The organism is Ornithinibacillus proteolyticus, assembly GCF_039581225.1.
In the GTDB taxonomy this organism is placed as follows: Bacteria; Bacillota; Bacilli; order Bacillales; family Amphibacillaceae; genus Ornithinibacillus; species Ornithinibacillus massiliensis.
The window spans coordinates 1-21,739 of sequence record NZ_JBCPXV010000040.1 but is presented as its reverse complement, the minus strand read 5'-3'; the positions used below and the strand labels follow the sequence as shown (position 1 = coordinate 21,739).

24 protein-coding genes are annotated in these 21,739 nt (G+C 37.2%); 1 reads left to right on the top strand and 23 read right to left on the bottom strand.

Annotated features, from left to right (window positions below):
• Nucleotides 1-515: 515 nt before the first annotated feature.
• From AAIB49_RS15660 to AAIB49_RS15560, 21 genes are all read right to left on the bottom strand, one after another.
• Nucleotides 516-869: a c-type cytochrome gene (locus AAIB49_RS15660; RefSeq protein WP_343458567.1), complete on the bottom strand. Its 354-nt coding sequence runs from the start codon at nt 867-869 to the stop codon at nt 516-518.
• A 162-nt stretch (nt 870-1,031) separates the two neighbouring features.
• A protein-coding gene (gene prfB / locus AAIB49_RS15655; RefSeq protein WP_339217932.1) for a peptide chain release factor 2 occupies nt 1,032-2,130 on the bottom strand; the annotation gives its coding sequence in 2 pieces (ribosomal slippage) (nt 1,032-2,066 and nt 2,068-2,130; 1,098 coding nt in all).
• Nucleotides 2,131-2,220: 90 nt separating this feature from the next.
• Nucleotides 2,221-4,734 carry a preprotein translocase subunit SecA gene (gene secA / locus AAIB49_RS15650; RefSeq protein WP_343458566.1) on the bottom strand — a complete coding sequence of 838 codons (2,514 nt, stop codon included), beginning with the start codon at nt 4,732-4,734 and terminating at the stop codon, nt 2,221-2,223.
• Between the two features lie 259 nt (nt 4,735-4,993).
• Nucleotides 4,994-5,542, bottom strand: a complete 549-nt coding sequence (hpf, locus tag AAIB49_RS15645; protein ID WP_339213882.1) for a ribosome hibernation-promoting factor, HPF/YfiA family — start codon at nt 5,540-5,542, stop codon at nt 4,994-4,996.
• A 202-nt stretch (nt 5,543-5,744) separates the two neighbouring features.
• Nucleotides 5,745-6,098: a flagellar protein FliT gene (fliT, locus tag AAIB49_RS15640; RefSeq protein ID WP_339213880.1), complete on the bottom strand. Its 354-nt coding sequence runs from the start codon at nt 6,096-6,098 to the stop codon at nt 5,745-5,747.
• Entirely contained in the window at nt 6,098-6,499 is a 402-nt protein-coding gene (gene fliS, locus AAIB49_RS15635) for a flagellar export chaperone FliS (RefSeq protein WP_339213878.1), read from the bottom strand. Before fliS ends, fliT begins: the two co-directional genes overlap by 1 nt.
• A 29-nt stretch (nt 6,500-6,528) precedes the next feature.
• The gene (locus AAIB49_RS15630) at nt 6,529-8,067 is read right to left on the bottom strand and encodes a flagellar hook-associated protein 2 (protein ID WP_343458565.1); all 1,539 of its coding nucleotides are present in this window, start codon (nt 8,065-8,067) and stop codon (nt 6,529-6,531) included.
• Nucleotides 8,068-8,082: 15 nt separating this feature from the next.
• Nucleotides 8,083-8,430 (bottom strand): flagellar protein FlaG, encoded by a 348-nt coding sequence (flaG, locus tag AAIB49_RS15625; RefSeq protein ID WP_343458564.1) that lies wholly within the window; start codon nt 8,428-8,430, stop codon nt 8,083-8,085.
• Between the two features lie 67 nt (nt 8,431-8,497).
• The gene (gene csrA / locus AAIB49_RS15620) at nt 8,498-8,725 is read right to left on the bottom strand and encodes a carbon storage regulator CsrA (RefSeq protein ID WP_343458563.1); all 228 of its coding nucleotides are present in this window, start codon (nt 8,723-8,725) and stop codon (nt 8,498-8,500) included.
• Between the two features lie 2 nt (nt 8,726-8,727).
• Nucleotides 8,728-9,180, bottom strand: a complete 453-nt coding sequence (gene fliW / locus AAIB49_RS15615; protein WP_343458562.1) for a flagellar assembly protein FliW — start codon at nt 9,178-9,180, stop codon at nt 8,728-8,730.
• A 6-nt stretch (nt 9,181-9,186) separates the two neighbouring features.
• Nucleotides 9,187-9,741, bottom strand: a complete 555-nt coding sequence (locus AAIB49_RS15610; protein ID WP_343458572.1) for a DUF6470 family protein — start codon at nt 9,739-9,741, stop codon at nt 9,187-9,189.
• A 124-nt stretch (nt 9,742-9,865) separates the two neighbouring features.
• Entirely contained in the window at nt 9,866-10,750 is an 885-nt protein-coding gene (gene flgL / locus AAIB49_RS15605) for a flagellar hook-associated protein FlgL (RefSeq protein WP_343458561.1), read from the bottom strand.
• 9 nt (nt 10,751-10,759) lie between these two features.
• Nucleotides 10,760-12,223 (bottom strand): flagellar hook-associated protein FlgK, encoded by a 1,464-nt coding sequence (flgK, locus tag AAIB49_RS15600; protein ID WP_343458560.1) that lies wholly within the window; start codon nt 12,221-12,223, stop codon nt 10,760-10,762.
• Between the two features lie 28 nt (nt 12,224-12,251).
• Complete coding sequence (locus tag AAIB49_RS15595) at nt 12,252-12,740, bottom strand: flagellar protein FlgN (protein ID WP_343458559.1); 489 nt, start codon at nt 12,738-12,740, stop codon at nt 12,252-12,254.
• A gap of 16 nt (nt 12,741-12,756) precedes the next feature.
• Nucleotides 12,757-13,020, bottom strand: a complete 264-nt coding sequence (gene flgM, locus AAIB49_RS15590) for a flagellar biosynthesis anti-sigma factor FlgM (RefSeq protein ID WP_339213862.1) — start codon at nt 13,018-13,020, stop codon at nt 12,757-12,759.
• Between the two features lie 75 nt (nt 13,021-13,095).
• Nucleotides 13,096-13,518: a TIGR03826 family flagellar region protein gene (locus tag AAIB49_RS15585; protein WP_343458558.1), complete on the bottom strand. Its 423-nt coding sequence runs from the start codon at nt 13,516-13,518 to the stop codon at nt 13,096-13,098.
• Between the two features lie 45 nt (nt 13,519-13,563).
• On the bottom strand, nt 13,564-14,244 hold the full coding sequence (locus AAIB49_RS15580) for a ComF family protein (protein WP_343458557.1): 681 nt from the start codon (nt 14,242-14,244) through the stop codon (nt 13,564-13,566).
• A 3-nt stretch (nt 14,245-14,247) separates the two neighbouring features.
• Nucleotides 14,248-15,375 (bottom strand): ATP-dependent helicase ComFA, encoded by a 1,128-nt coding sequence (locus AAIB49_RS15575; protein WP_343458556.1) that lies wholly within the window; start codon nt 15,373-15,375, stop codon nt 14,248-14,250.
• Between the two features lie 324 nt (nt 15,376-15,699).
• A complete protein-coding gene (locus AAIB49_RS15570) occupies nt 15,700-16,542 on the bottom strand; it encodes a DegV family protein (protein WP_343458555.1) in 843 nt (280 codons plus the stop codon).
• Nucleotides 16,543-16,822: 280 nt separating this feature from the next.
• Complete coding sequence (locus AAIB49_RS15565) at nt 16,823-17,518, bottom strand: response regulator (protein WP_343458554.1); 696 nt, start codon at nt 17,516-17,518, stop codon at nt 16,823-16,825.
• A 74-nt stretch (nt 17,519-17,592) separates the two neighbouring features.
• A complete protein-coding gene (locus AAIB49_RS15560; protein ID WP_343458553.1) occupies nt 17,593-18,735 on the bottom strand; it encodes a sensor histidine kinase in 1,143 nt (380 codons plus the stop codon).
• A gap of 191 nt (nt 18,736-18,926) precedes the next feature.
• On the opposite strand from AAIB49_RS15560, the gene AAIB49_RS15555 reads away from it, so the two are divergent.
• Complete coding sequence (locus tag AAIB49_RS15555) at nt 18,927-19,577, top strand: YigZ family protein (protein WP_339213850.1); 651 nt, start codon at nt 18,927-18,929, stop codon at nt 19,575-19,577.
• A gap of 36 nt (nt 19,578-19,613) precedes the next feature.
• Here AAIB49_RS15555 and nagB read toward each other — a convergent pair whose 3' ends face one another.
• The gene (gene nagB / locus AAIB49_RS15550) at nt 19,614-20,345 is read right to left on the bottom strand and encodes a glucosamine-6-phosphate deaminase (protein ID WP_339213848.1); all 732 of its coding nucleotides are present in this window, start codon (nt 20,343-20,345) and stop codon (nt 19,614-19,616) included.
• Nucleotide 20,346: 1 nt separating this feature from the next.
• Nucleotides 20,347-21,525 (bottom strand): N-acetylglucosamine-6-phosphate deacetylase, encoded by a 1,179-nt coding sequence (gene nagA, locus AAIB49_RS15545; protein WP_343458552.1) that lies wholly within the window; start codon nt 21,523-21,525, stop codon nt 20,347-20,349.
• Nucleotides 21,526-21,739 lie beyond the last annotated feature (214 nt).

The following is a 21,739-nucleotide window of genomic DNA, read 5'->3' as shown; positions in this document are numbered from 1 at the left end:
GATAGCATCTCTCTGTTACCTTTTTACTCTCTTCCTCGCGAAAAAGGGCACTGATATTGTCCCTCTATTACCTTTTCGCCCTCTCCCTCCCGAAAAAGGGCACTGACATTGTCCCTCTGTTACCTTTTTATCCTCTCTCTCGCGAAAAAGGGCACTGACATTGTCCCTCTGTTTCCTTTTTACTCTCTTCCTCCCGAAAAAGGGCACTGATAGCAGTTCTCTGTTACCTTTTTACTCTCTTCCTCCCGAAAAAGGGCACTGATAGCAGCTCTCTGTTACCTTTTTACCCTCTTCCTCCCGAAAAAGGGCACTGATAGCATCCCTCTGTTACCTTTTTTAACTCGCTCAATCGATAAAGGGCACTGACCGATCTTCTCCTTCCTCCCATCGCTCAACCGAAGGACACTGAAACACTCTCCATCGCCCCAACAGTAAAAGTACCGTTCCAAACAACAAAAAAAGCTTAAACTGAATCTCATCATTCAGCTTAAGCTTTGCTATTTTTCATTATCATGTTATTTCTTCTCTGCTAGCCAATCAGATAGTTGTTGAATTTCTTCATCTGAAAGCTTATTCGCAAAACCAGGCATTCTACCATTTGTACCGTTAGCAATGATATCTTGTAATTCTTCGGATGAAAATTCTGCACCAATTTGTGTTAAATCAACACCAGCACCACCTGCAAGATTAGCACCATGACAAGCTGCACAGTTTGCTTGATAAATATCTTCTGCGGAGGCTACAGCTTCACCACCATCCGTTTGACCTGAATCATTTACTGCACCATTATCATCTGCTTCATTTTCTCCACCACATGCACCAAGTACGAATACTGTTCCAAATAAAATTGCGAATAACCATTTTTTCATATTAAAAATCCCCCAATCATTGGAATATCTATACATCATTTAGTATATCCCTTCTAATTAAATATACCAGCCACAAAATTGCCACATTTTGGCTAAAGATGAATATTCATCTAGTTTCACACCAGTTTTTGACAATTTTAAGAAATTAAAAATGCAATCTTATTATAATTGTGAACGTAAATAAGCATCAATAAACAAATCAATTTCGCCATCCATAACGGACTGTGTATTACCTGTTTCCACATTTGTACGATGGTCTTTTACCATGGAATATGGATGGAATACATAAGAACGGATTTGACTGCCCCAGCCAATCTCTTTTTGCTCTCCACGAATTGCTGCTAACTCCTGCTGTTGCTTTTCAATTTCTAATTGGTATAGCTTTGATTTTAACATTTTCATGGCTGCTTCACGGTTTTTAATTTGTGAACGTTCATTTTGGCAAGTAACAATGGTGTTCGTAGGAATATGGGTAATACGTACAGCAGAGTCTGTCGTATTAATATGCTGTCCTCCAGCACCACTTGCACGATACGTATCTACCTTAATATCTTCTGAACGTATCTCAATGTCTACATCATCATTCATTTCAGGTGTTACATCACAGGATACGAATGATGTATGTCTACGACCAGAGGAATCAAATGGTGAAATACGTACTAAACGATGTACCCCTTTTTCCGCCTTTAGATAACCATAAGCATTATGTCCCTTAATTAATAAGGTAACACTTTTTACGCCAGCCTCTTCTCCAGGAAGATAATCAATTGTTTCAACGGAAAAATTATGCTGTTCCGCCCAACGCTGATACATACGAAGTAGCATGCTTGCCCAGTCCTGTGATTCTGTTCCCCCAGCGCCTGGATGCAGTTCTAGGATTGCATTGTTGGCATCATATGGCTCACTTAATAACATTTGTAATTCGAAGTCATTGATTTCCTTTTTTAACGAGCTAAGTTCCTCTTCTAATTCCGTTAATAACTCAGCATCATTTTCTTCCTTTGCTAGTTCGTAGGTTACTTCTAGGTCTTCATAGCGATTGTTTATCCCTTCGAAGCTATTTACGAAGTTCTTTAAACCATTTGCCTCGTTAATCACTGTTTGGGCTGCGTTTTGGTCATCCCAGAATCCCGGAGCGGTCATGTCATGTTCTAATTCTTGTATGCGTGCCTTTTTGACATCTAAGTCAAAGAGACCCCCTAAATTCCGCTATGCGGTTATTAATTTGATCAAGTTCGTTTCTAATTTCACTAAATTCCATCATGTCACCTCTAAAAATTTTGTTATATCCAATTAATTAATACCCTCAAAACGGTCTGACTCCGGTTGGGGTCAGACCGCTTTAGATAGTTTATTTTCCGTGGCAGTTTTTATATTTTTTACCACTGCCACATGGACATGGATCGTTTCTGCCTACCGTTTCTTTTTTCACATATGGTTTGCGGACTTTTTTCTTTTCTTCACCGCCACCTGATACTGCTTGGGTGTTTTTCACTACTGCTTGTCGCTTTAAGTTATCTCGTATTTCAGCTTTCATAATATAACGAGCAACTTCATCCTCGATACTTTCTACCATTGCCTCAAACATGGCAAATCCTTCTAATTGATATTCACGTAATGGATCATTCTGACCGTATGCACGTAAATGAATACCTTGACGAAGCTGATCCATTTGGTCTATGTGGTCCATCCACTTCGTATCTACTGTTCTTAACAGAATAACTTTTTCAAATTCACGCATCTGCTCTTCATCAAGCTCTTCTTCTTTCTGATCATAACGGGCGCGAACTTTATCCATAATTAATGCATGAATTTCTTCTGTTTCTAGCCCTTTCAGATCGTCTACAGATAAGGAATCCTGTTCTAACAAGTTACCCTGTACATACTCAACAATAGCTTGTAAATCCCATTTTTCTTCTTCATCATCTTGTGTATGAGTATTAACAACACGTTCTAATGAAGAACTTATCATATTCTCAATAATGGTACGTAATTCATTACCCTTCGCATCGATAACTTCAAAGCGTTGTTTGTAAATAATCTCACGCTGTTCCCTTAATACATCATCATATGATAGAACATTCTTACGTGCATCATAGTTATTACCTTCTACACGTTTTTGTGCGGATTCTACAGCTCGTGATACGAATTTATTCACAATAGGTTGATCATCATCCATACCCATCTTATCCATCATATTTCTAAGATTATCAGATCCAAATCGACGCATCAATTCATCTTCCATCGATAAATAGAATTGCGACATACCTGGGTCTCCTTGACGACCAGAACGTCCGCGTAACTGGTTATCAATACGTCTTGATTCATGGCGCTCTGTTCCTATTACAGCTAATCCGCCAAGCTCTAATACTCCCTCACCAAGCTTAATATCTGTACCACGGCCGGCCATGTTCGTTGCAATTGTAACGGCACCCTTTTGACCAGCTTGCTCGATGATTTCTGCTTCACGGAAATGGTTTTTCGCGTTTAAAACATTGTGCTTAACACCAGCTTTTTTCAAATACTGGGAAATTAACTCAGACGTTTCAACCGCTACTGTACCAACTAGTACTGGTTGTCCGGCTTTATGACGCTCTTTAATATCTTCAACAACAGCTTTAAATTTGCCATTAATCGTCTTGTAAATCTTATCCGGGTGATCAATACGAGCAATCGGTTTATTAGTAGGAATTTCAACTACATACATGTTATAAATGCTGCGGAATTCCTCTTCTTCTGTCTTAGCAGTACCAGTCATACCAGCAAGCTTATTATACATCCGGAAATAGTTCTGGAAGGTGATAGACGCTAACGTCATACTTTCATTCTGTATCTTTAAGCCTTCCTTCGCCTCAATCGCTTGGTGCAATCCATCACTATAACGACGGCCCTTCATAAGACGGCCAGTAAATTGGTCTACTATTACTACTTCGCCATCTTCAACTACATAATCTGTATCCCGATGCATCGCAACATGTGCACGTAATGCCTGTCCAATGTGATGTGTTAACGTAACATGATTTAAATCAAACAGATTCTCCACATGGAAGTAGCTTTCCGCTTTATTAATTCCTTCTTCTGTAAGCTGTGTTCCTTTTGTTTTCTCGTCGTACGTATAATCCTCATCACGCTTTAAGGTGGCAACAAATGCATTTGCTTGTGTATATAAGGATGCTGACTTTTGAGCAGATCCGGAAATAATTAATGGTGTTCTTGCTTCATCAATTAAAATCGAATCGACCTCATCAATAATTGCAAAATTTAAAGGACGTTGAACCATTTGCTCCTTATACAGAACCATATTATCTCTTAAGTAATCAAAGCCAAATTCGTTATTCGTACCATACGTAATGTCGGCTAAATACGCTTCTCGCTTTTCTTCTTTGGATAAACCATTTGTATTCAATCCCACTGTTAATCCAAGGAATTCAAATAATTGACCCATTTGCTTCGAGTCACGATCTGCCAAATAATCGTTCACAGTAATAACATGAACACCTTTACCAGAGATAGCATTCAAATATGCTGGCATAGTGGAAGCTAGTGTTTTACCTTCCCCTGTTTTCATCTCTGCGATGTTCCCTTCATGCAATACAATTGCTCCCATTAACTGAACTGGGAATGGGCGCATGTTAAGAACACGTTTTGATGCTTCACGAACTACAGCATACGCTTCAACCAATAAGTCATCTAAGCTTTCTCCATTGGCATAGCGTGATTTGAATTCCTCTGTCTTTTGTTGCAAAGCATTATCTGATAATTTCTCAATATCAGGTTCCAATGATTCAATTTGATCAACAATACGTTGGATTCGATTTAATTGTTTTTTATTCCCATCAAATATTTTTTTTAGAAAACCTGCCATCGTTACGCTCCTCAATCCTCATAGTGAACCAGACGTGTGTTACACATTCAACACCACTATTTACCTTTGATCATAGAAATTTGGTAATTGGTTCACCATTCATTTTATTCCTTCATCTATTATAATTTTATTTATTATATATTAAATAATAACACTACTTAATTGCATATGCCAACTACATACCTATGGGTTAGCACCATCCCTTTAAAAAAGATAAAAGGCGACCCACCGAAGGGATCGCCTGTAGGGATTAATTATATTAATGATTTGGTTCGATTAAACCATATTTGCCATCTTTGCGGCGATACACTACGTTCGTATCACCTGTTACAGCATTCTGGAACACATAGAATGCGTGTCCTAACAGGTCCATTTGTAATACCGCTTCTTCAGAATCCATTGGTTTTAAATCAAATCGTTTTGTTCTTACAATTTCAATTTCATCGGAGTCTTCTACTTCGTCTAACTTTTCAGCCAAATTAGTTGCTACAAACTTCGGAGCACCATTTTGACGGAATTTACGATTTACTTTTGTTTTATATTTACGAATTTGTCTTTCTAACTTATCAACCACTAAATCAATTGCAGCGTATAGATCAAGATGCTCTACTTCAGCTCTTAATAATAAACTAGTCATTGGAATTGTAACCTCAATACGCTGTTTGTTGTTGTAGACACTTAAATTCACATGTACATCTGATGTTAAGGGGCTCTCAAAATACTTTTCAAGCTTACCAATCTTCTTTTCTACGTACTCTCGAATTGCTTCGGTTACCGTAAGATTCTCACCGCGAATGTTGAATTTCATAAAGTGTCACTCCTTTTCTACCTTTGTATATAGTATACTATATTTACCCTTAAAATTCCTGCCTAAACATGTCCTTTTTTGTAAACCTAGCAGTTTCATATATGGATAATCCCCTTTAAAGACCTAGCCTCATGCGGTTTACACTTGATTTACAGTTAATTAAAAAAATAGCTTCCAGATTAAAAATCCGGAAGCTAATCTATTATTTACGCTTATCCATAAACATGCCATCCATCGTTTGGACCTTATCATATGGATTGGTATACTGGCGATTAGAATTCTTTTGTTTCTTTACCTGTTTCATTTCCATCTTTAATCCTTGGAATAAAAGATCCATCTTTTCTTGGACTTCCTTATTCAAAGGTAGAAGCTTCTTTCCCATTTCCAGCTCCTCTATTGTAAAGGGCTCTTTCACTTCCTCCATATAACTTCCTCGTTGTAAAAGGAGACTGTTTACCTCCTCAATCAACGTTTCTCTATCTTTGGAGGTTTCGTTGTTGGTTAGTAGTTGTTGCATTTTAACTGTAATTTCATAGATCGGTTGTACGCGATTCATTATACGTGTTCACCTTGTGCATGTTGTTTTTGTCTTGTTTTTAAGATGACCTGTTTCCACGTATCTCTAAAATCAACTACAAATCCTTCTACTTCTTCCAAAATACTAACATCATTTTTTAAATTTGCCTCCATAAGGCGATGATGGATATAGTCATATAAAGGCATTATTTGTTTGGAAATCTCCACTTCTTGATCCAGCGTAATCATTAGTTCTTGAATGATTCTTTGTGCCTTTTGAATATTTGTGTTTTTTGCTTCAATGTTATTAGCTTGTATATCCTTCATTGCTTGTTTAATAAATTTCAGACAGCCGTTATATAGCATAAGTGTTAACTCACCGCCAGAGGCAGTATTAACAGCATTATTCTGATATGCTTGATATGGTTTATTTAAAGCCATAAGGTAGAACTCCTTTTATAAGAATTTGATTACATTCCACCGCCGAATTGGGATAATAATTGCATCGATTGATTATTCAAACGAGCAATGGCTTGTTCCATAGCACCGAATTGTCTCCAGTAACGACTCTCAATCGACACGAGACGTTTCTCAAAATCTGATATTCTTGTATTTAAATCTTTAATCCGTTTACCTAAGGAGTAATTATCTAATGAGCTTGTTGTAGTTTTACCTGCCCGTTCTTCAACACGCTTCATTGTCGATTCAATAGAATCTTCCAACCGGTTAATTAAGCCACGACTAGGATCATCCTTGGAAGAAGTATTGTTTGAAAATAACTTAAATACACCATCTGGGTCTTCTCGTAATGCTTTCTTCAATTCTTCTTCATTAACTTTAAGTTTTCCACCATTCATATAATCCGCTGTTGTTGAAATACCGATTTGCGTTAATGATGTAATTTCTCCACCGGTTTGAACATTAGCATACCAAGTCTGTCTCATAGAAGATAAGCCTGAGGTTAGGATAGAATCTCCACGAAGAATACCACTTTTAGCTTTTTCTTCCCAAAGCTCGATTTGTTTTTCATCCATTTCTGCCTTTTGTTCTTCTGTTAACGGCTTATAATCTCGAAAGCGTTCTTCTGTTTGTGATTTATTAATTAACTCTACTATTTCATTATACTTGTCGACAAAATTCATGATAGAGTCAAAAGCCGCATCGATATCATTTTCTACTGTAAGAGAAGTACTTTCCCCTTCTTTTGAAACACCTTTTAATGTTAATGTTAAACCATTAAATTCATAGGAATTATCTTTAGATTCAAAATCAAGACCATTATAGGTGAACTTCGCATCTGTACCACCTTGTTCATTCTCACTATTGATTCCTAGTGTAGTAGAAAAAAATGAGTTTGATCCACTATCAAATACGATTTCTGGCCCTTCATTATTATAGTTTCCAGTTCGAGTTGTTTCCAGAATGACTTGTTTAGCGGTGGTATCGTAAAAGGCTCGCACATTGTTATCATCTTTCGTTATACGTTTCAACACATCGTTTAATGAATCAGTCTCTGATACTGAGAATGTATGCTCAATCTTTTTACCATTCTCATCAAATGTAGAAAATGTAAATGTTTCACCAAATTCAATTCCATTAGCAAGCTTATCCACTTGTTCTCCAAGTGGCTTAGATGGATCAAATGTTTCACCAGCTTTCACAATGCTACTTGTACTTCTATTAATAGCACTAGAAGCCAATTGCGACACTGTAATATTATAAGACCCTTCCATCGTACCGGATGTAGCAGTCGCGGTTACCACTCCACTATTAGAAGAACTAACTGCTTTCGATTTATATGTACTACTTAATTTCATATCAAAGATTAATTGATTATCCATTTCGTAAAGCTTTTGATAGATTTCACGGTATCCATCACGTTGCCATTCTAGCAAGGTTCGGTCCTGTTGCATTCTATCTAATGGCATTCTCTCAGCCGCCATCATTTTTTGGATAATATCATCCGTATTTATCCCTGATGCTAAACCACCAATACGCATATTATTCATTGCGCTTCACCCCTTTTATATCTTCTTATCAATTAAAAACCCCATATACTCTCCCATTGCTGCATACATATCCAATATCTTTTTAGGAGGAATTTCTTTAATCACCTCATCCGTGTTTGGATCAACAACAGCAACATAATATTCATTCAATTCTTCATGGAATTGAAATTTAAGACTAGTTTTTAATGGTTCAATAAAATCATTTAACTTATCCACTGCTGTTTCTATCTGTTTCTTAGTGGATTCTGGATTTATTTTTACATTTAGTTCTTGCACAACAGTATTAGGTTCTGCTAATTGTCTATGGTTGTTTTCACTGCTTTGCAAGGATTTTGTTCCAACTGATACAGATTCTACTCGCATCCTCTGCAACTCCTTACAAATATTTCTTCTTATATCGGTTTAAATAGAATAAATGTTTAGCAATGACTTATGAATCATTCTTCTTACTTAATAAATCGAACAAATCCGCTGAAACGTTGGCTGCTTCATTATTCTGATTCTGTATTTCTATATAAATCTCCTTACGGTGTATTTCTACAGATTTCGGAGCAGTAATGCCAAGCTTAATTTGATCCCCTTCAATTGCTAATACTGTAATTTCTATATTATCACCAATTTGAATTGCTTCATTTCGCTTCCGTGTTAGTACTAGCATTACTACACCCCTTTTCCAGCTGTAGTCGGTTTAATGGATGCCTTGCTTTCATATTTATCAGTATTCAATATATACTGTTTACCAAGCATCTTTCTCTGATTAATTAGAACTGGCGCTTTAAGGTTAATGGTACTAGACTCAAAGGGTGCTTTTAAGGTTACAATGGATGCTATTAAAACATCCTCTTCACTGTTTATTTCCAAAGCTTCTATAGTAGAATCATCCAATTCAAATGTATATTCACTATAAAATTGATACGGATTCGTGACGACAAATGCAAGTGTTTCTGATTTTACTGATTGTAAAAATTGAAACACTGGGTTACCTGGGATATTTAGGAGTACAAATTCCTTCTCTTCTACAAATCCAGGGATACCAGATTGAAAATGTATTATTTGTTCTTTATCAATTACCACATCACCAAGATATTTAGTTGGTATTTTCAAGACAACCACCCTTTTTTATTGTTTATCAGTTGGAAATAGATTTATAAAATCAATGTCTAGCTCTGCATACTGAGCAAGCGAGATATCAACAGAGCCAGGTGTATAGTTTATTTCCGGTTTATTTACCTGCGTTTCGATGATCGGCTTGTTTGGTTTACTATCAATTTCTACCTCTGAAGGCTGATAGTTAATGTTAACAGAGAATACGGATGGTATAAACTGGATACCTAATGGACGTTCTGGTCGAAAAGCATTTTGAACTGCTTGGCTAATGAGAGGGTTATCGGTATTTTCTATTTTCATCAGTTCTGTGCCTTGTGCTGCTCTTCTAGCCGTGCCTTCCTGCGCCCCCTGCATGCCTAATTGAGCGAATTCCTCAATCGATAGAGGGGCTGTTTTAAGATTCATATCTGCCCAGGCTTGGGTTTGATCTATCGTGAGCTTGGACGGGATCGTTCTTATGGATAGTTCTGCATGTGGTTGGTGAATAGACAAGTCTGCTTTCGGTTGGCGAATTTCTTGCATAGCAGGCTGTGTCATCATAGTAATTCTAGCCATTTGAGATTGCATCCTAATTTGTGGTAATTCCATTCCAATCCATCCCTCATTTTAAAAAATTTAGCACCGTAAACGAAATAGACTTTTGGCAGTATCAAAAAGAAAACCCTAAACCCTTATTCGGGTTAGGGCTTGTTTACCTTAGAAAATCAATTAATGTTGGTTGAATGACTCTAGATCCTGTTGATAATGCTGCACGATGAATACTCTCTTGTGTAATAAGCTTCGTAATAACTTCCTCAAAATCAATATCTTCATTTTTCGACATCATTTGTGTAGCAGATATCTTTTGGGCACTAAGACGATTATCGATTAAATCTAAGCGATTCATTCTAGCCCCTAAATCGGCTCTAGCATTAAGAACATTGTCAATATTCTCGTCAATTGATGCGATACTAGATTCAATTGCTGCCTGATCGATAGTGCCTTCCTCTCCACCTAGAGCATTGATTAATTCGTCTATTCTACTAAATGCTTCACTTCCAAATATTTCATTAGCATTTACATTTGCTTTAATAACAATACCACTTGATACTTCAATATTTACTGGACTCGAATCCAAATCTGTTATATTATTAGGGTCTTCAATTGGTTTAACATCTGTATTTGTTCCATTAAATATATACTTACCGTTAACATTTGTATTGGCGATATCAATTAAATGTTGCTTAAGTTGTTCAACTTCTGCTTTTATGTTCATTCTTTCTGCATCATCATACGTATCATTACTAGCTTGAACAGCTAGTTCCCGAATGCGATGAAGTGCTTTTGTTGCCTGATCTAGTGCAGCATCGGTATTGTCCATCCAGTTATGTACTTCACCTGTATTACGTTGGAACTGTTCCACTTGTAATACTTGGGTACGATAGTCCATTCCTTTTACCGCAACAACAGGATCATCAGAAGGTCGGTTGATTTTTTTACCAGTAGTCAATTGATCCATATAGGTTCCCAGATTAGCGTAACTATTCGTTAAATTACGTAGCATATTATTAGATAACATTGATTGTGTTACACGCATTTCACATTCCTACCTTCCTACAATTCCCATATTGTTAATGATTCGGTCTAAAAGTTCATCCACTGCAGTCATACTTCTAGCTGCTGCGTTATAGGCATGTTGAAATTTAATCATATTCGTCATTTCTTCATCAAGTGAAACAGAGCTTACTGACATCCGCTGCTCTTCCACTTGAGAACGAAGGATTACCGTATTATTTGCCATTCGATTTGCTTCCTGTGCTGCCACACCTAAGTTACCAATCATACTTTGGTAAAAGCCTTTTATCGACTTTCCATTAATAGCATCGTCTTCATTTTTATCTTCAAACATTTTGGCTAATTCTAATGCATTAGCTCCATTTCCACTATCTCCATTTTCACTAGCTGCAATTAAATTAGGGTCATCTACTAAACTAGCAACTACTGTCATGACGCCATCATTATATTGGAAGAAATCCGTTCCATCTTGACCATTCATATCTTTACCTTCTGCATGCTGTTCATTAAACTTATCAACAAAGGTTTGCGCCAACTCATCCAACTGGTTAAGAAGCGTTGTAAATGATACCGTGTTCTCATCTGCGTTATTTGTTCCTAGTACATCATTTAATGCTTTTAACGAGCCTGAAGGAAGTTCTACCGGTTCACCATTTAGCGTTATTTCCTTCTCTTCATTTAGACCAAACTCTACTGGTTCTTCACCTGGTTCTAAAAGAAAAATAGGGGTAGGATAGGACTGTCCATTATCTTGTACTAATTCGATTTTAGCTAGACCATCCGCAATATCTAGTGCGCTTTCTGAACTCGGATCTCGATGAACCTTTATATTCACAATACCGGATAATTTATCAATTAAGTTATCACGCTGGTCATATAGGTCATTTGTTACATAGCCATGTGGCTCGAGTTCTTTAATTTGATCATTAATTCGATTAATCTGACGAAGAATAGAATTTGCATCACCAATGGTTACATCAATCTGATTGCTAACATCTGCTTGCATCTTCGTTAGGTTTTCTCTTATATAGTTAAATGTATCTGCTACTGCTAGCCCACGTTGGACGACAACAGATCTAGCACCAGAATTTTCAGGATTACCCGCTAAATCCTGTAATGATTGCCAAAACTTGTCCATCGTGCTAGATAAACCGCTATCTGAAGGTTCATTTAGAAGACTCTCCACACGATAAAGGGATTCGGACATTGTTTCCCAATAGCTCGCTTTACTGTTTTCCGAACGAAATTGAAGATCTAAGAATTTATCACGAATACGTTCCACTGACCCAGCTTGTACACCTTGTCCAAGTTGGCCAGGTATTTGTGGACGATTAATTGAACCACTTGGATAACCTGGCAACGTCTCAAAATTAACACGTTGTCTCGAATAACCTTCTGTATTCGCGTTTGAAATATTATGACCAGTTGTATATAAAGCAGATTGTTGGGTAAATAGCGCTCTTTTCGCCATTTCCAAGCCGTGGAAAGTACTCATTTCATTTCTCCTTCTCTATCATTTTTTCTTATGCTTTTGAATCAAAGACCGAGCGATTAATCTGTGATTTCTCTTGCTCTTTTCCATAATTCAAGTTTTTTAACGATGGGCTCAGTAAATCAATGGAAAGCTGAACAAACTGCATAGACTGTTGAATTAGTGCCATGTTCAATTGTTCCTGTTGTTTTAAATTCACGATAGCTTCCGTTAAGCGAACAGCACTTTCTTCTATCGCTTTCTGCTCTTCATGATTACTTAGTTGATTAACTAAATTAGTAACGGTTGCTTCCTCATTGGTTAGGCCATGATTCGCAAACCAATCCTCCACTTCTTTCTGCCGACTCTCTTCTAGTTGAGTGATTTGCTGTAGGATTTTACGTTCCTTTATTAATACAGGTTGCAAATTTTCCACATTGCCTTCTTTAACGATAGCTGTTTTTTCCTTTGAAAGGTCTAACAATTGTTCATGAGCCACTATTAGCTTTTCGAGCTTTTCAATAATTACTTGTACGGACAATTGGTGAGTCCTCCTCTTATTGCTTCGACCAGAAATCGATCATTTTTTGTGCTGTTTTTTCAAAATCGATGGTATACTCGCCTGATTCAACACGATTCTTTATTTCTTGCACATATGCTTCACGCTTAGCATTTGCTTTTGTATTTTCCTGTAATTGCTTCGCTTGAGACGAAATCTGTAATTGATCCTGTGGCTTAGCGGATTTCTTCCTATCCATTTGCTGTTGGATTTGATTCTTATATGGGTTAAAATTCGTTTGATTAGGTCCATTTATTTTCATAAGATCACCTCACTAATAATCCGATCGAATTGATACTTACTTTCTATATCGGCATATTATCTATTAAGTAAAGTATTATCTACGATGTTTGTCTAACGTATAATAAATATTCTCTTTTGGTTGCGATTCTTTATTCCGTTCTACTACTTTTTCAATCTTATCTATATTATTCAGTTCCTTATGAAGTTCAACGGAACATGAAGTACATATTTTACCAGTCGTAATGGGGGTTCCACATCGTTCACATGGGTATCCGAGCTTTGGAAACATCGAAGTACGTAGTCTTTTTTCCTTAATAAATTTCGTTATTAATGTTTCCTCTACTCCTGTTGCTTCCACCACTTCTCGTAATGTAGCTTCTCGATTTTTTTGTTTTTTTAGAAATTCATATACTATCTTAAATGCAGCTTCTTCTTCCTTATAGCAATCTTGACAAATATCTCGAAGATTTTTCACAAATACTTTGCCACATTTTGTACAGTTGGTTAATTCAGCCATTTCCATCATTTCTCCTCATAACATTATCATACCACACCATACCAATTATCCACGAATTAACGTATAAGAATATACTTCGGGACATCCGGCATCTTTCAATAACTTGGCTGCATGACGTAACGTAGTACCTGTTGTATATATATCATCGACAAGAATGACAGGATTGTTTAGTTTTTCCTGCAATATAAATGGATTTTCAGAATAAATTCTTTCGTTTCGAGACTTTTTGGATTGTTTTTCACCGTGGGTGCGGGATAGGATATTCATTTTCTTAAGGGATAAAAATGAAGCTAACATTTCTGCTTGATTAAAACATCTCTCGTGAAGTCTTTCCATACTCAAAGGAATTGGAATGATAACAGCATCTTTAATCGAAGCAAATGCTTTTTGGAAGAATGTGGAATAGGAATCTTCAAATACTGTACCGAGCTCATAATCTCCTCGGTATTTCCATTTCGCTATTAGGTCTTGCATAAATGAAGAATACGTATAGACAGAGTAATTATACTCGAGTACATCGACCCCATCATAATACCTTTGCCATCGCAAGCAATCATCACATATTTTATCTTCTGTTACACGACTACACCGGTTACACCGATTTCCATGAAGGAGCGTCATCTGCCGTTTACAATTATCACAAAGCTTGCTAGACTTTGGCGGGAACAAAAAATTAGCCCAGTCCAACTCAATGATTATTTCTTCATGACAGCATAAACAATTCATCCTCTAAAATCCCCCTCTTTTATTCATTTGCTTAATCGATTGGATGGCCTGAACCATTGCCTCTGTTCTCCCTTCATGCAAGAATATTACTTCTCCGGTTGGATCATCTGCACTTCTTCCAGCCCTACCAGCAATTTGAACTAATGCCGCTTCATCAAATACCGCATGTCCTGCATCCAATACCATCACATCTACAGATGGAAACGTAACCCCTCGCTCTAATATGGTAGTGGATATTAGTAGATCAATTTCTCGATTTCTGAATTGATTAATCTTCTCTATTCTTTCCTCATCATCCGAATGAACGGAATCAATTGCTTGGAAAGGTAAATTCCTCATTTCCCTCAACATGGTCGCTAAGTTCTCCGCCAGTTCGATGGTTGGAACGAACAGTAGCATCTGCCGTTTCGTATTTTCTCTATGGGTCATCCAGTTTATTAAAGGCTTAGGTAGCTTATTTTGTTTCAATGATTTTTTCAAGGAATAACTTATGACCATTTGTGGAACAGGTAGTGGGTGGCCATGATAGCGAATCGGAACAAACGTATGTGGGAGCTGTTTACGTGCAATGCGATTACGAAGGTCTTGTCTTGGCGTCGCGGTTAAATATATCGTAGTGCTGGTCGATTTCTTTGCACGATTTACTGCGAAGGCCAGAGTGGGGTCATTATGATATGGAAATGCGTCAATTTCATCAATAATCATGATATCAAAGGTTTTATGGAAGCGTAATAGCTGGTGGGTTGTCGCAATAATGAGTTGTGTGGACCCGTCTCTCTCTTTACTTCCACCATAAAAAGCTTGGATTGGTACTTCTTGAAAAGCGGACTGGATTCGTGGTTTCAATTCACGGACAACATCAGCACGAGGAGTGGCAATACAAATCCTTTTTCCAAGCTGTAATCCTTTTTCAATAGCCTCAAAAAGCATTTCGGTCTTTCCAGATCCACAAACTGCCCAAACTAAGTACGCTTCCATTCTATCCTGTATAGCTTGTACTAGTTTACTAGAAGCCTGTTGTTGAGCAGGAGTAAGCTCCCCCTTCCAGGTCATTGGCGAAGGATAGTTAGTCCAAGTTGGCTCTTCACCAGAATAATAATATAACGACTCACATTCCATCACTCTACCCATTTGAATACAATTCCTACAGTAAAGATGTGTCTTATTACATTTAGCACAGGGTATCTTGCCAAATAAGGAGTGCTTATGATTTCCACAGCGCATACATGTAAAGGAAAATGGCTTTCTCATTATAGATGGGATTGAGGTAAACAGTTGGAGGTTAGCATCAGCAGGAAGTTCCGATTGGAGAAGTAATTTACCAGCGTATTGATATATATCAGGAGGTCGTTTGGAAGATTCTAATATATTCGTCATATCCTCACTCACTTTCTTTTAAAAGGATAGACTGCCAGATATCCTGACAGCCATGAATATAAAAAATAAAATGATTGCTTATTTATAGTACCAGCATACTCCAATTGCACCTTCACCAACATGCGTACCAATTACAGGTCCGAAGTAGCTAATTAGGGCTTCCGTATTGGGGTATTTCTCATTAAAATCTTCTTTTAAATCAATAGCAGCTTGTTCATCATTTGCATGAACAAACACTACTTTCGCTACCTTGTCTTCCTTAGCATCCTCTTCTAACATACTTAAGATACGATTTAGTGCTTTTTTACGGGTGCGAATTTTTTCAAAAGGAACAATAATCTTATCAACAAAGTGTAGCACCGGTTTCACTTGTAGAAGGCTACCAACAAGTGCTTGTGCTCCGTTAAGTCTGCCACCACGATGTAGATTAGTAAGATCATCTACCATAAAGAATCCATGCATTGTTTCCTGCATTTCATGTAAACGATTCATGATTGCTTCTGGTGACTTATTTTCCTTTGCCATTTCAGCCGCTTCTATGGCATAGAAACCTTGAGCCATACAACTAATTTCAGAATCAAAGGCATAAACATCGATTCCATCTACCATATCCCCAGCACTTACTACTGCTTGGTAAGTACCACTAATACCACTAGATAAATGAACCGATATCACTGCATCAAACTCTTTACTTAGTTCTTCTAATTTTTCCGTAATCAGACCAATAGCAGGCTGAGAAGTAGTTGGAAGTTCTTTTACATCTTTAATCTTTCGATAAAATTCTTCTGTTGAAATATCAATTTCCTCTTGATATGTTTCATCGCCAAAGTTCACACTTAGCGGAATCATATGTATTCCGTAAGCGTCACGCATATCCTTTGGAATATATGCAGTGCTGTCAGTCATTACAGCAACCTTCATTTCTTCCCTTCCTCTCCAATTTTTTATTTTCATTGTACAAAATGTGTGCTTCTTATATTCTACATGAATGTAATAAAAAATGCACCAAGATATGTGGATACATAACTAAAGTCAAAAAAATATACCAAATCAGTATAACTGTTTACTTCAATCTGTATCCAGCTATTTGAAAAAATATAGCGTTTTCCGCAATAAGGAACTCCCTAACATATTGGTTATCTCTACACACAACAAAAGACCCTTGATATTATCAATACCAAGGATCTATTTCAGAAAAAAATTATAATACCTCAACCCAGCCTTTTCTTATTGCAGATACTACTGCTTGGGTTCTATCATTTACATTCATTTTTTGAAGAATGTTACTTACATGGTTTTTAACCGTCTTTTCACTAATATATAACGCTTCTGCAACAGCGCGGTTACTTTTACCATCCGCTAAAAGTTGCAGTACTTCACACTCACGTTTAGTTAACAAGTGTAAAGGGCGATGGTATTCTACTCGGCTTCCACCTATACCAACAGCTACGTTTTCCTTTGCTAGTCGACGATATTCTTGTACGAGGTTATGGGTTACTTTCGGATGTAAGTAAGAGCCTCCCTCACTAACAACCTTAATCGCTTCAATAAGTGAATTAGAGTCCATCTCTTTTAATAAATATCCTTGTGCACCTGTTTTCAGTGCATGTGTTACATAGCTTTCATCATCATGAATCGATAAGATAATTACTTTTGATTTAGGATAATTACGTACTAATTCAGCAGTAGCCTGTACACCATTCATGTTTGGCATGTTGATATCCATTAATATTACATCTGGGTTATATTCTTGGACTAGCTTAGTTGCCATTGCACCATCATCACCCTCTGCTACTACATTAAATGATGGTTCAAATTCTAAAATACGTTTAACCCCTTCACGAAATAACTTATGATCATCAATTAAGACGATACTAACATCTTTTTCTAAACTCATTGTCTGTTCCTCCCCATTACGTAATATTCTCCCCTATTACGTTTATCTGATAGACAATTTCTATAATATCTATGTTAAAAGAGCCCTTCCATGGGTAATTGAATAATGATTTTTGTACCTTTTCCAATAGTCGATTTAATATCCATTACACCATCAAACATCTCAACACGCTCTTTCATTCCCATTAAACCAAATGACTTATCTCGTTTTATAGATGGATCGAAGCCTTTTCCATTATCTGTTACGATTAAATTTAAATTTCTTGTACATATTTCAATCTTAACAGTAATTAAGGTTGATTCCGCGTGTTTTACAGCATTTTGTATTGCTTCTTGTGCTAATCGAAACACTGCTATCTCATACTTCTGATTTATTCGTTTTACTTCACCAATCGATGTAAATTCAATATTGATATTGTTGTACTCCGATGTAGTCGTGATATATTTCTTAATCGTTGGAATTAGACCTAAGTCATCGAGGGCCATTGGACGCAGATCATAAATAATACGACGAACCTCATAAAGTGATGAACGAACCATTTTACGTAAGCTTCGAATTTCTTCTAAAGCATCATCTGTACTTCCTTCACGGAAGGTACGATCAACTAATTCAGAGCGTAAGAGAATATTCGCAAGCATTTGTGCAGGTCCATCATGAATTTCCCTAGAAATTCGTTTTCTTTCTTCCTCTTGTGCTTCAATAATTCTTAAACTAAATTCCTGTTTTTCCTTAGCCTCTTCTATCATTTCGTTTACTTGCCTGAAGTCATCTGTTAAATATGTGAGTATGACAGATATTTTATTGGCAAGATTTTCTGCACGCTTAATCGTATGATCAATGTTTTGCAGTCTTCTCTCCAACTCATCACGCTTTTCACGTAGTCCTTTTTCCTCTTGACGAAGCATGGCTAGTTTTGTCTGAAGCTCATGTGTCGATTCATATACTTCTCGAATCTCATCTTCAGAATAGCGGTCAAAGTATTTACTGACTTCTGATAAACGCTTTCTTGAGTACCGAACATTTTGCTCTAATTTGTCACCTTCATCTATGTAACGTAATACTTTAGCCTTGGTGTACTCCAAATCTCGAAGCAATCGTTCATACTCCGTACGAGCCTCCTCACTTATGTGAAAAACCTCATCCTTACTGTTCTCAACTACGTCTACCATTTCGTTGAGAATATAATCTAAAGCTTTTTCCCTAGTTTTTACTGCCATCAGCACTCACCAACCTATGGTATAATTATACGTGCTAAAAATCTTTTTTTATAGGGTTATTTGGAAAGTTTTTATAAAAATGATTAATTATTTGCATTTACCCTAGTAACATATACCCAAACATTTCTTTACTCAAACATATTTTTTCCTTATATTAGACTAGAACACAACTAGGAGGAGGATTTATTCCTGTGTTAACCAACTATTATACTGTGAATAAAGATGGCGGATCACACGAAATCGTTATTCAAAAATCAAGATTTATAGGCACGATTAAACGTGTTGAAACAGAAGAAGAAGCCCAGAGCTTTATCCAGGAAATGAAGAGAAAGTATCATGATGCAACACATAATTGTTCTGCATATATAATTGGAGAGCATGACCATATCCAAAAGGCAAACGATGATGGGGAACCGAGCGGGACAGCTGGAGTGCCCATGCTTGAAGTCCTAAAAAAACAGAATCTTAAAGACACCGCAGTAGTCGTCACGAGATATTTCGGTGGAATCAAGCTTGGTGCTGGAGGGCTAATCCGTGCTTACGGCAGTTCAACCTCAGAAGCGATTAAAGCAGTTGGAATTATTAAAAGACAATTAATGAAAGGGATTTCCATCATGGTCGATTATACTCTACTCGGCAAGCTTGAAAATGAATTACGGAATTCTGAACATATGTTAGAAACGATACAGTATCTGGAGAATGTAGAATTTATTGTCTATGTAGAAGATGGTCAGGAAACTGCCTTTCAAGAATGGATGACTGATTTAACGAACGGACAAGCTGTCATACAAGCTATCGGCGAAAAGTATGTGGAAATCGAGGTTGATAGTACAAAGGAATAGAAAAAACTTGGCGTTTCAATCATGACGCCAAGTTTTTTATTGATACACTTTTGATAAAGCTGCTTCATCTGCAATTACAGTAACATTCGGATGGTCCTTCAATACGGATGCTGGAAATTGTTCGGTAATTTCTCCATGTAACAATCGGTACAATGCTTCAGCTTTATCCTCACCAGATACTAGTAATAAAATCTGTTTACTATCCATAATCGTACCTATTCCAGTCGTAATCGCTTGTGATGGTACTTCTTCCCATGAATTGAAGAAACGAGCATTAGCTTTACGAGTAGTCTCCGCTAATTCAACGATATGTGTTCGGGTAGTAAACGGTGTTCCAGGTTCATTAAATCCAATATGTCCATTATGGCCTATTCCTAGAATTTGTAAATCGATAGAATCGTGTTGTTGAATTAATTCCTCGTAAGCTACACATTCTTTTTCTAAATCCTCGGCAGAACCATTTGGAATATATGTATTCTCTATCGTAATATCAATATGCTGAAACAGTTTTTCATTCATATAATAGCGATAACTATTCGGATGATTGGCTGTTAGCCCTACATATTCATCCAAATTAAATGTGGTCACATCTTGGAAAGAAACTTGATTCTCTTTATTTCGATTAATTAGACATTGATACAGACCTTCTGGCGTAGAGCCGGTCGCAAGTCCTAATACTGGCCGGTCTAACTCTTTAATAGTTTGAATAATAAATTCACAAGCTTTCAAGCTTATACCCTGATAATCCTTGGCAGATATGATGTTCATATCACTCGTCTCCTTTGTATGCTATCGTACCACGGCAAATTGTATAGTTTATCGTAAAGTTCTCATCAACTAATAAAATATCTGCATCTTTCCCTTTAGCAATACTTCCTTTCCGGTCGTATACTCCCAGTTGTTTTGCTGGATTCGTGCTCGCCATTTTAATGACATCCTCTAAACAAACATCCTGTATCTTCAACATTTGCTTAACACCATGATTCATTTTCAAAATACTACCTGCTAGTGTTCCATCCTCAAGTACAGCTCGATGCTCATCTACTAAAACGGTTTGACCACCAAGTTCATATGTACCAGCATGTAAGCATTTTGCTCGCATGGCATCCGTAATGAGCATTATCCGATCACTTCCCATATTTCGATAGATTACTTCTATCATTTCAGGAGCGACATGGATGCCATCAGCAATAAGTTCTGCTCGCAATTCTTCTAACAGAAATGTTGCTCCTACTACACCAATATCTCGATGATGTATCCCTGTCATGGCATTGCATAAATGTGTAACCTGCTTAACCCCATTGGATACCGCTTCTTTCATCCCTTTAAAATCAATTGCCGTATGCCCTGCTGATATATTGACACCCTGATTTGCTAAATGGCGGATAAACAATCCCTCTGGATCATGCTCTGGTGCCATCGTAATCGTTTTAATCATATCATTAGAGAGCTTCTGCCATTTGTCAAAAAGAGCACTATCTGGTCTACGAATATGCTCTAGTGGCTGTGCACCCTTCTTACTTTCTTCTATAAAAGGACCTTCCAGATGAATCCCGATTATCTCGGCCCCATTCTCTTTAGGTTGATAATCCGCAACCGTACGTAGTGCCTGTTCAATTTGTTCTACTGACTGGGTAATCGTCGTTGCAAGGAAACTAGTTGTCCCTTCTTTCGGTAGTGCTTCTGCAATGGTATCTAATGCTTCGTCTGTTCCATCCATTACGTCTGCTCCATTAGCACCGTGAATGTGCCCGTCAATAAAGCCTGGAACAGCATATAATCCTTCCCCATCAATCATTTTAAATCGACTTGGATACTGTTTAGGCTTTTCATTTTCCGGATAGATCTCGCTTATTTTTCCTTGTTCAATGATAAGACTTCCATTAGGAATTCTTGTGTTCTCTAAGAATACGGTTACATTTTTTATCAAAAGTGCTGTATGATCCATTTATGTCCCAACCCTTCGCTAACTACACTCCCAAATTATCATAAGGTAGTACTATTGTCCAGTTATGGAATAGCTGGTCTAAACAAGAATAGAGTAGGCGCATGAATCACTCATGCGCCTCTCGCAGTTCCGTACGTGCGGGTCATCGCATACGGCTCCTCCATGATTATTCCCTTTGGGAATGATGTTCATTGTAAATATCAACCAGAGAAAC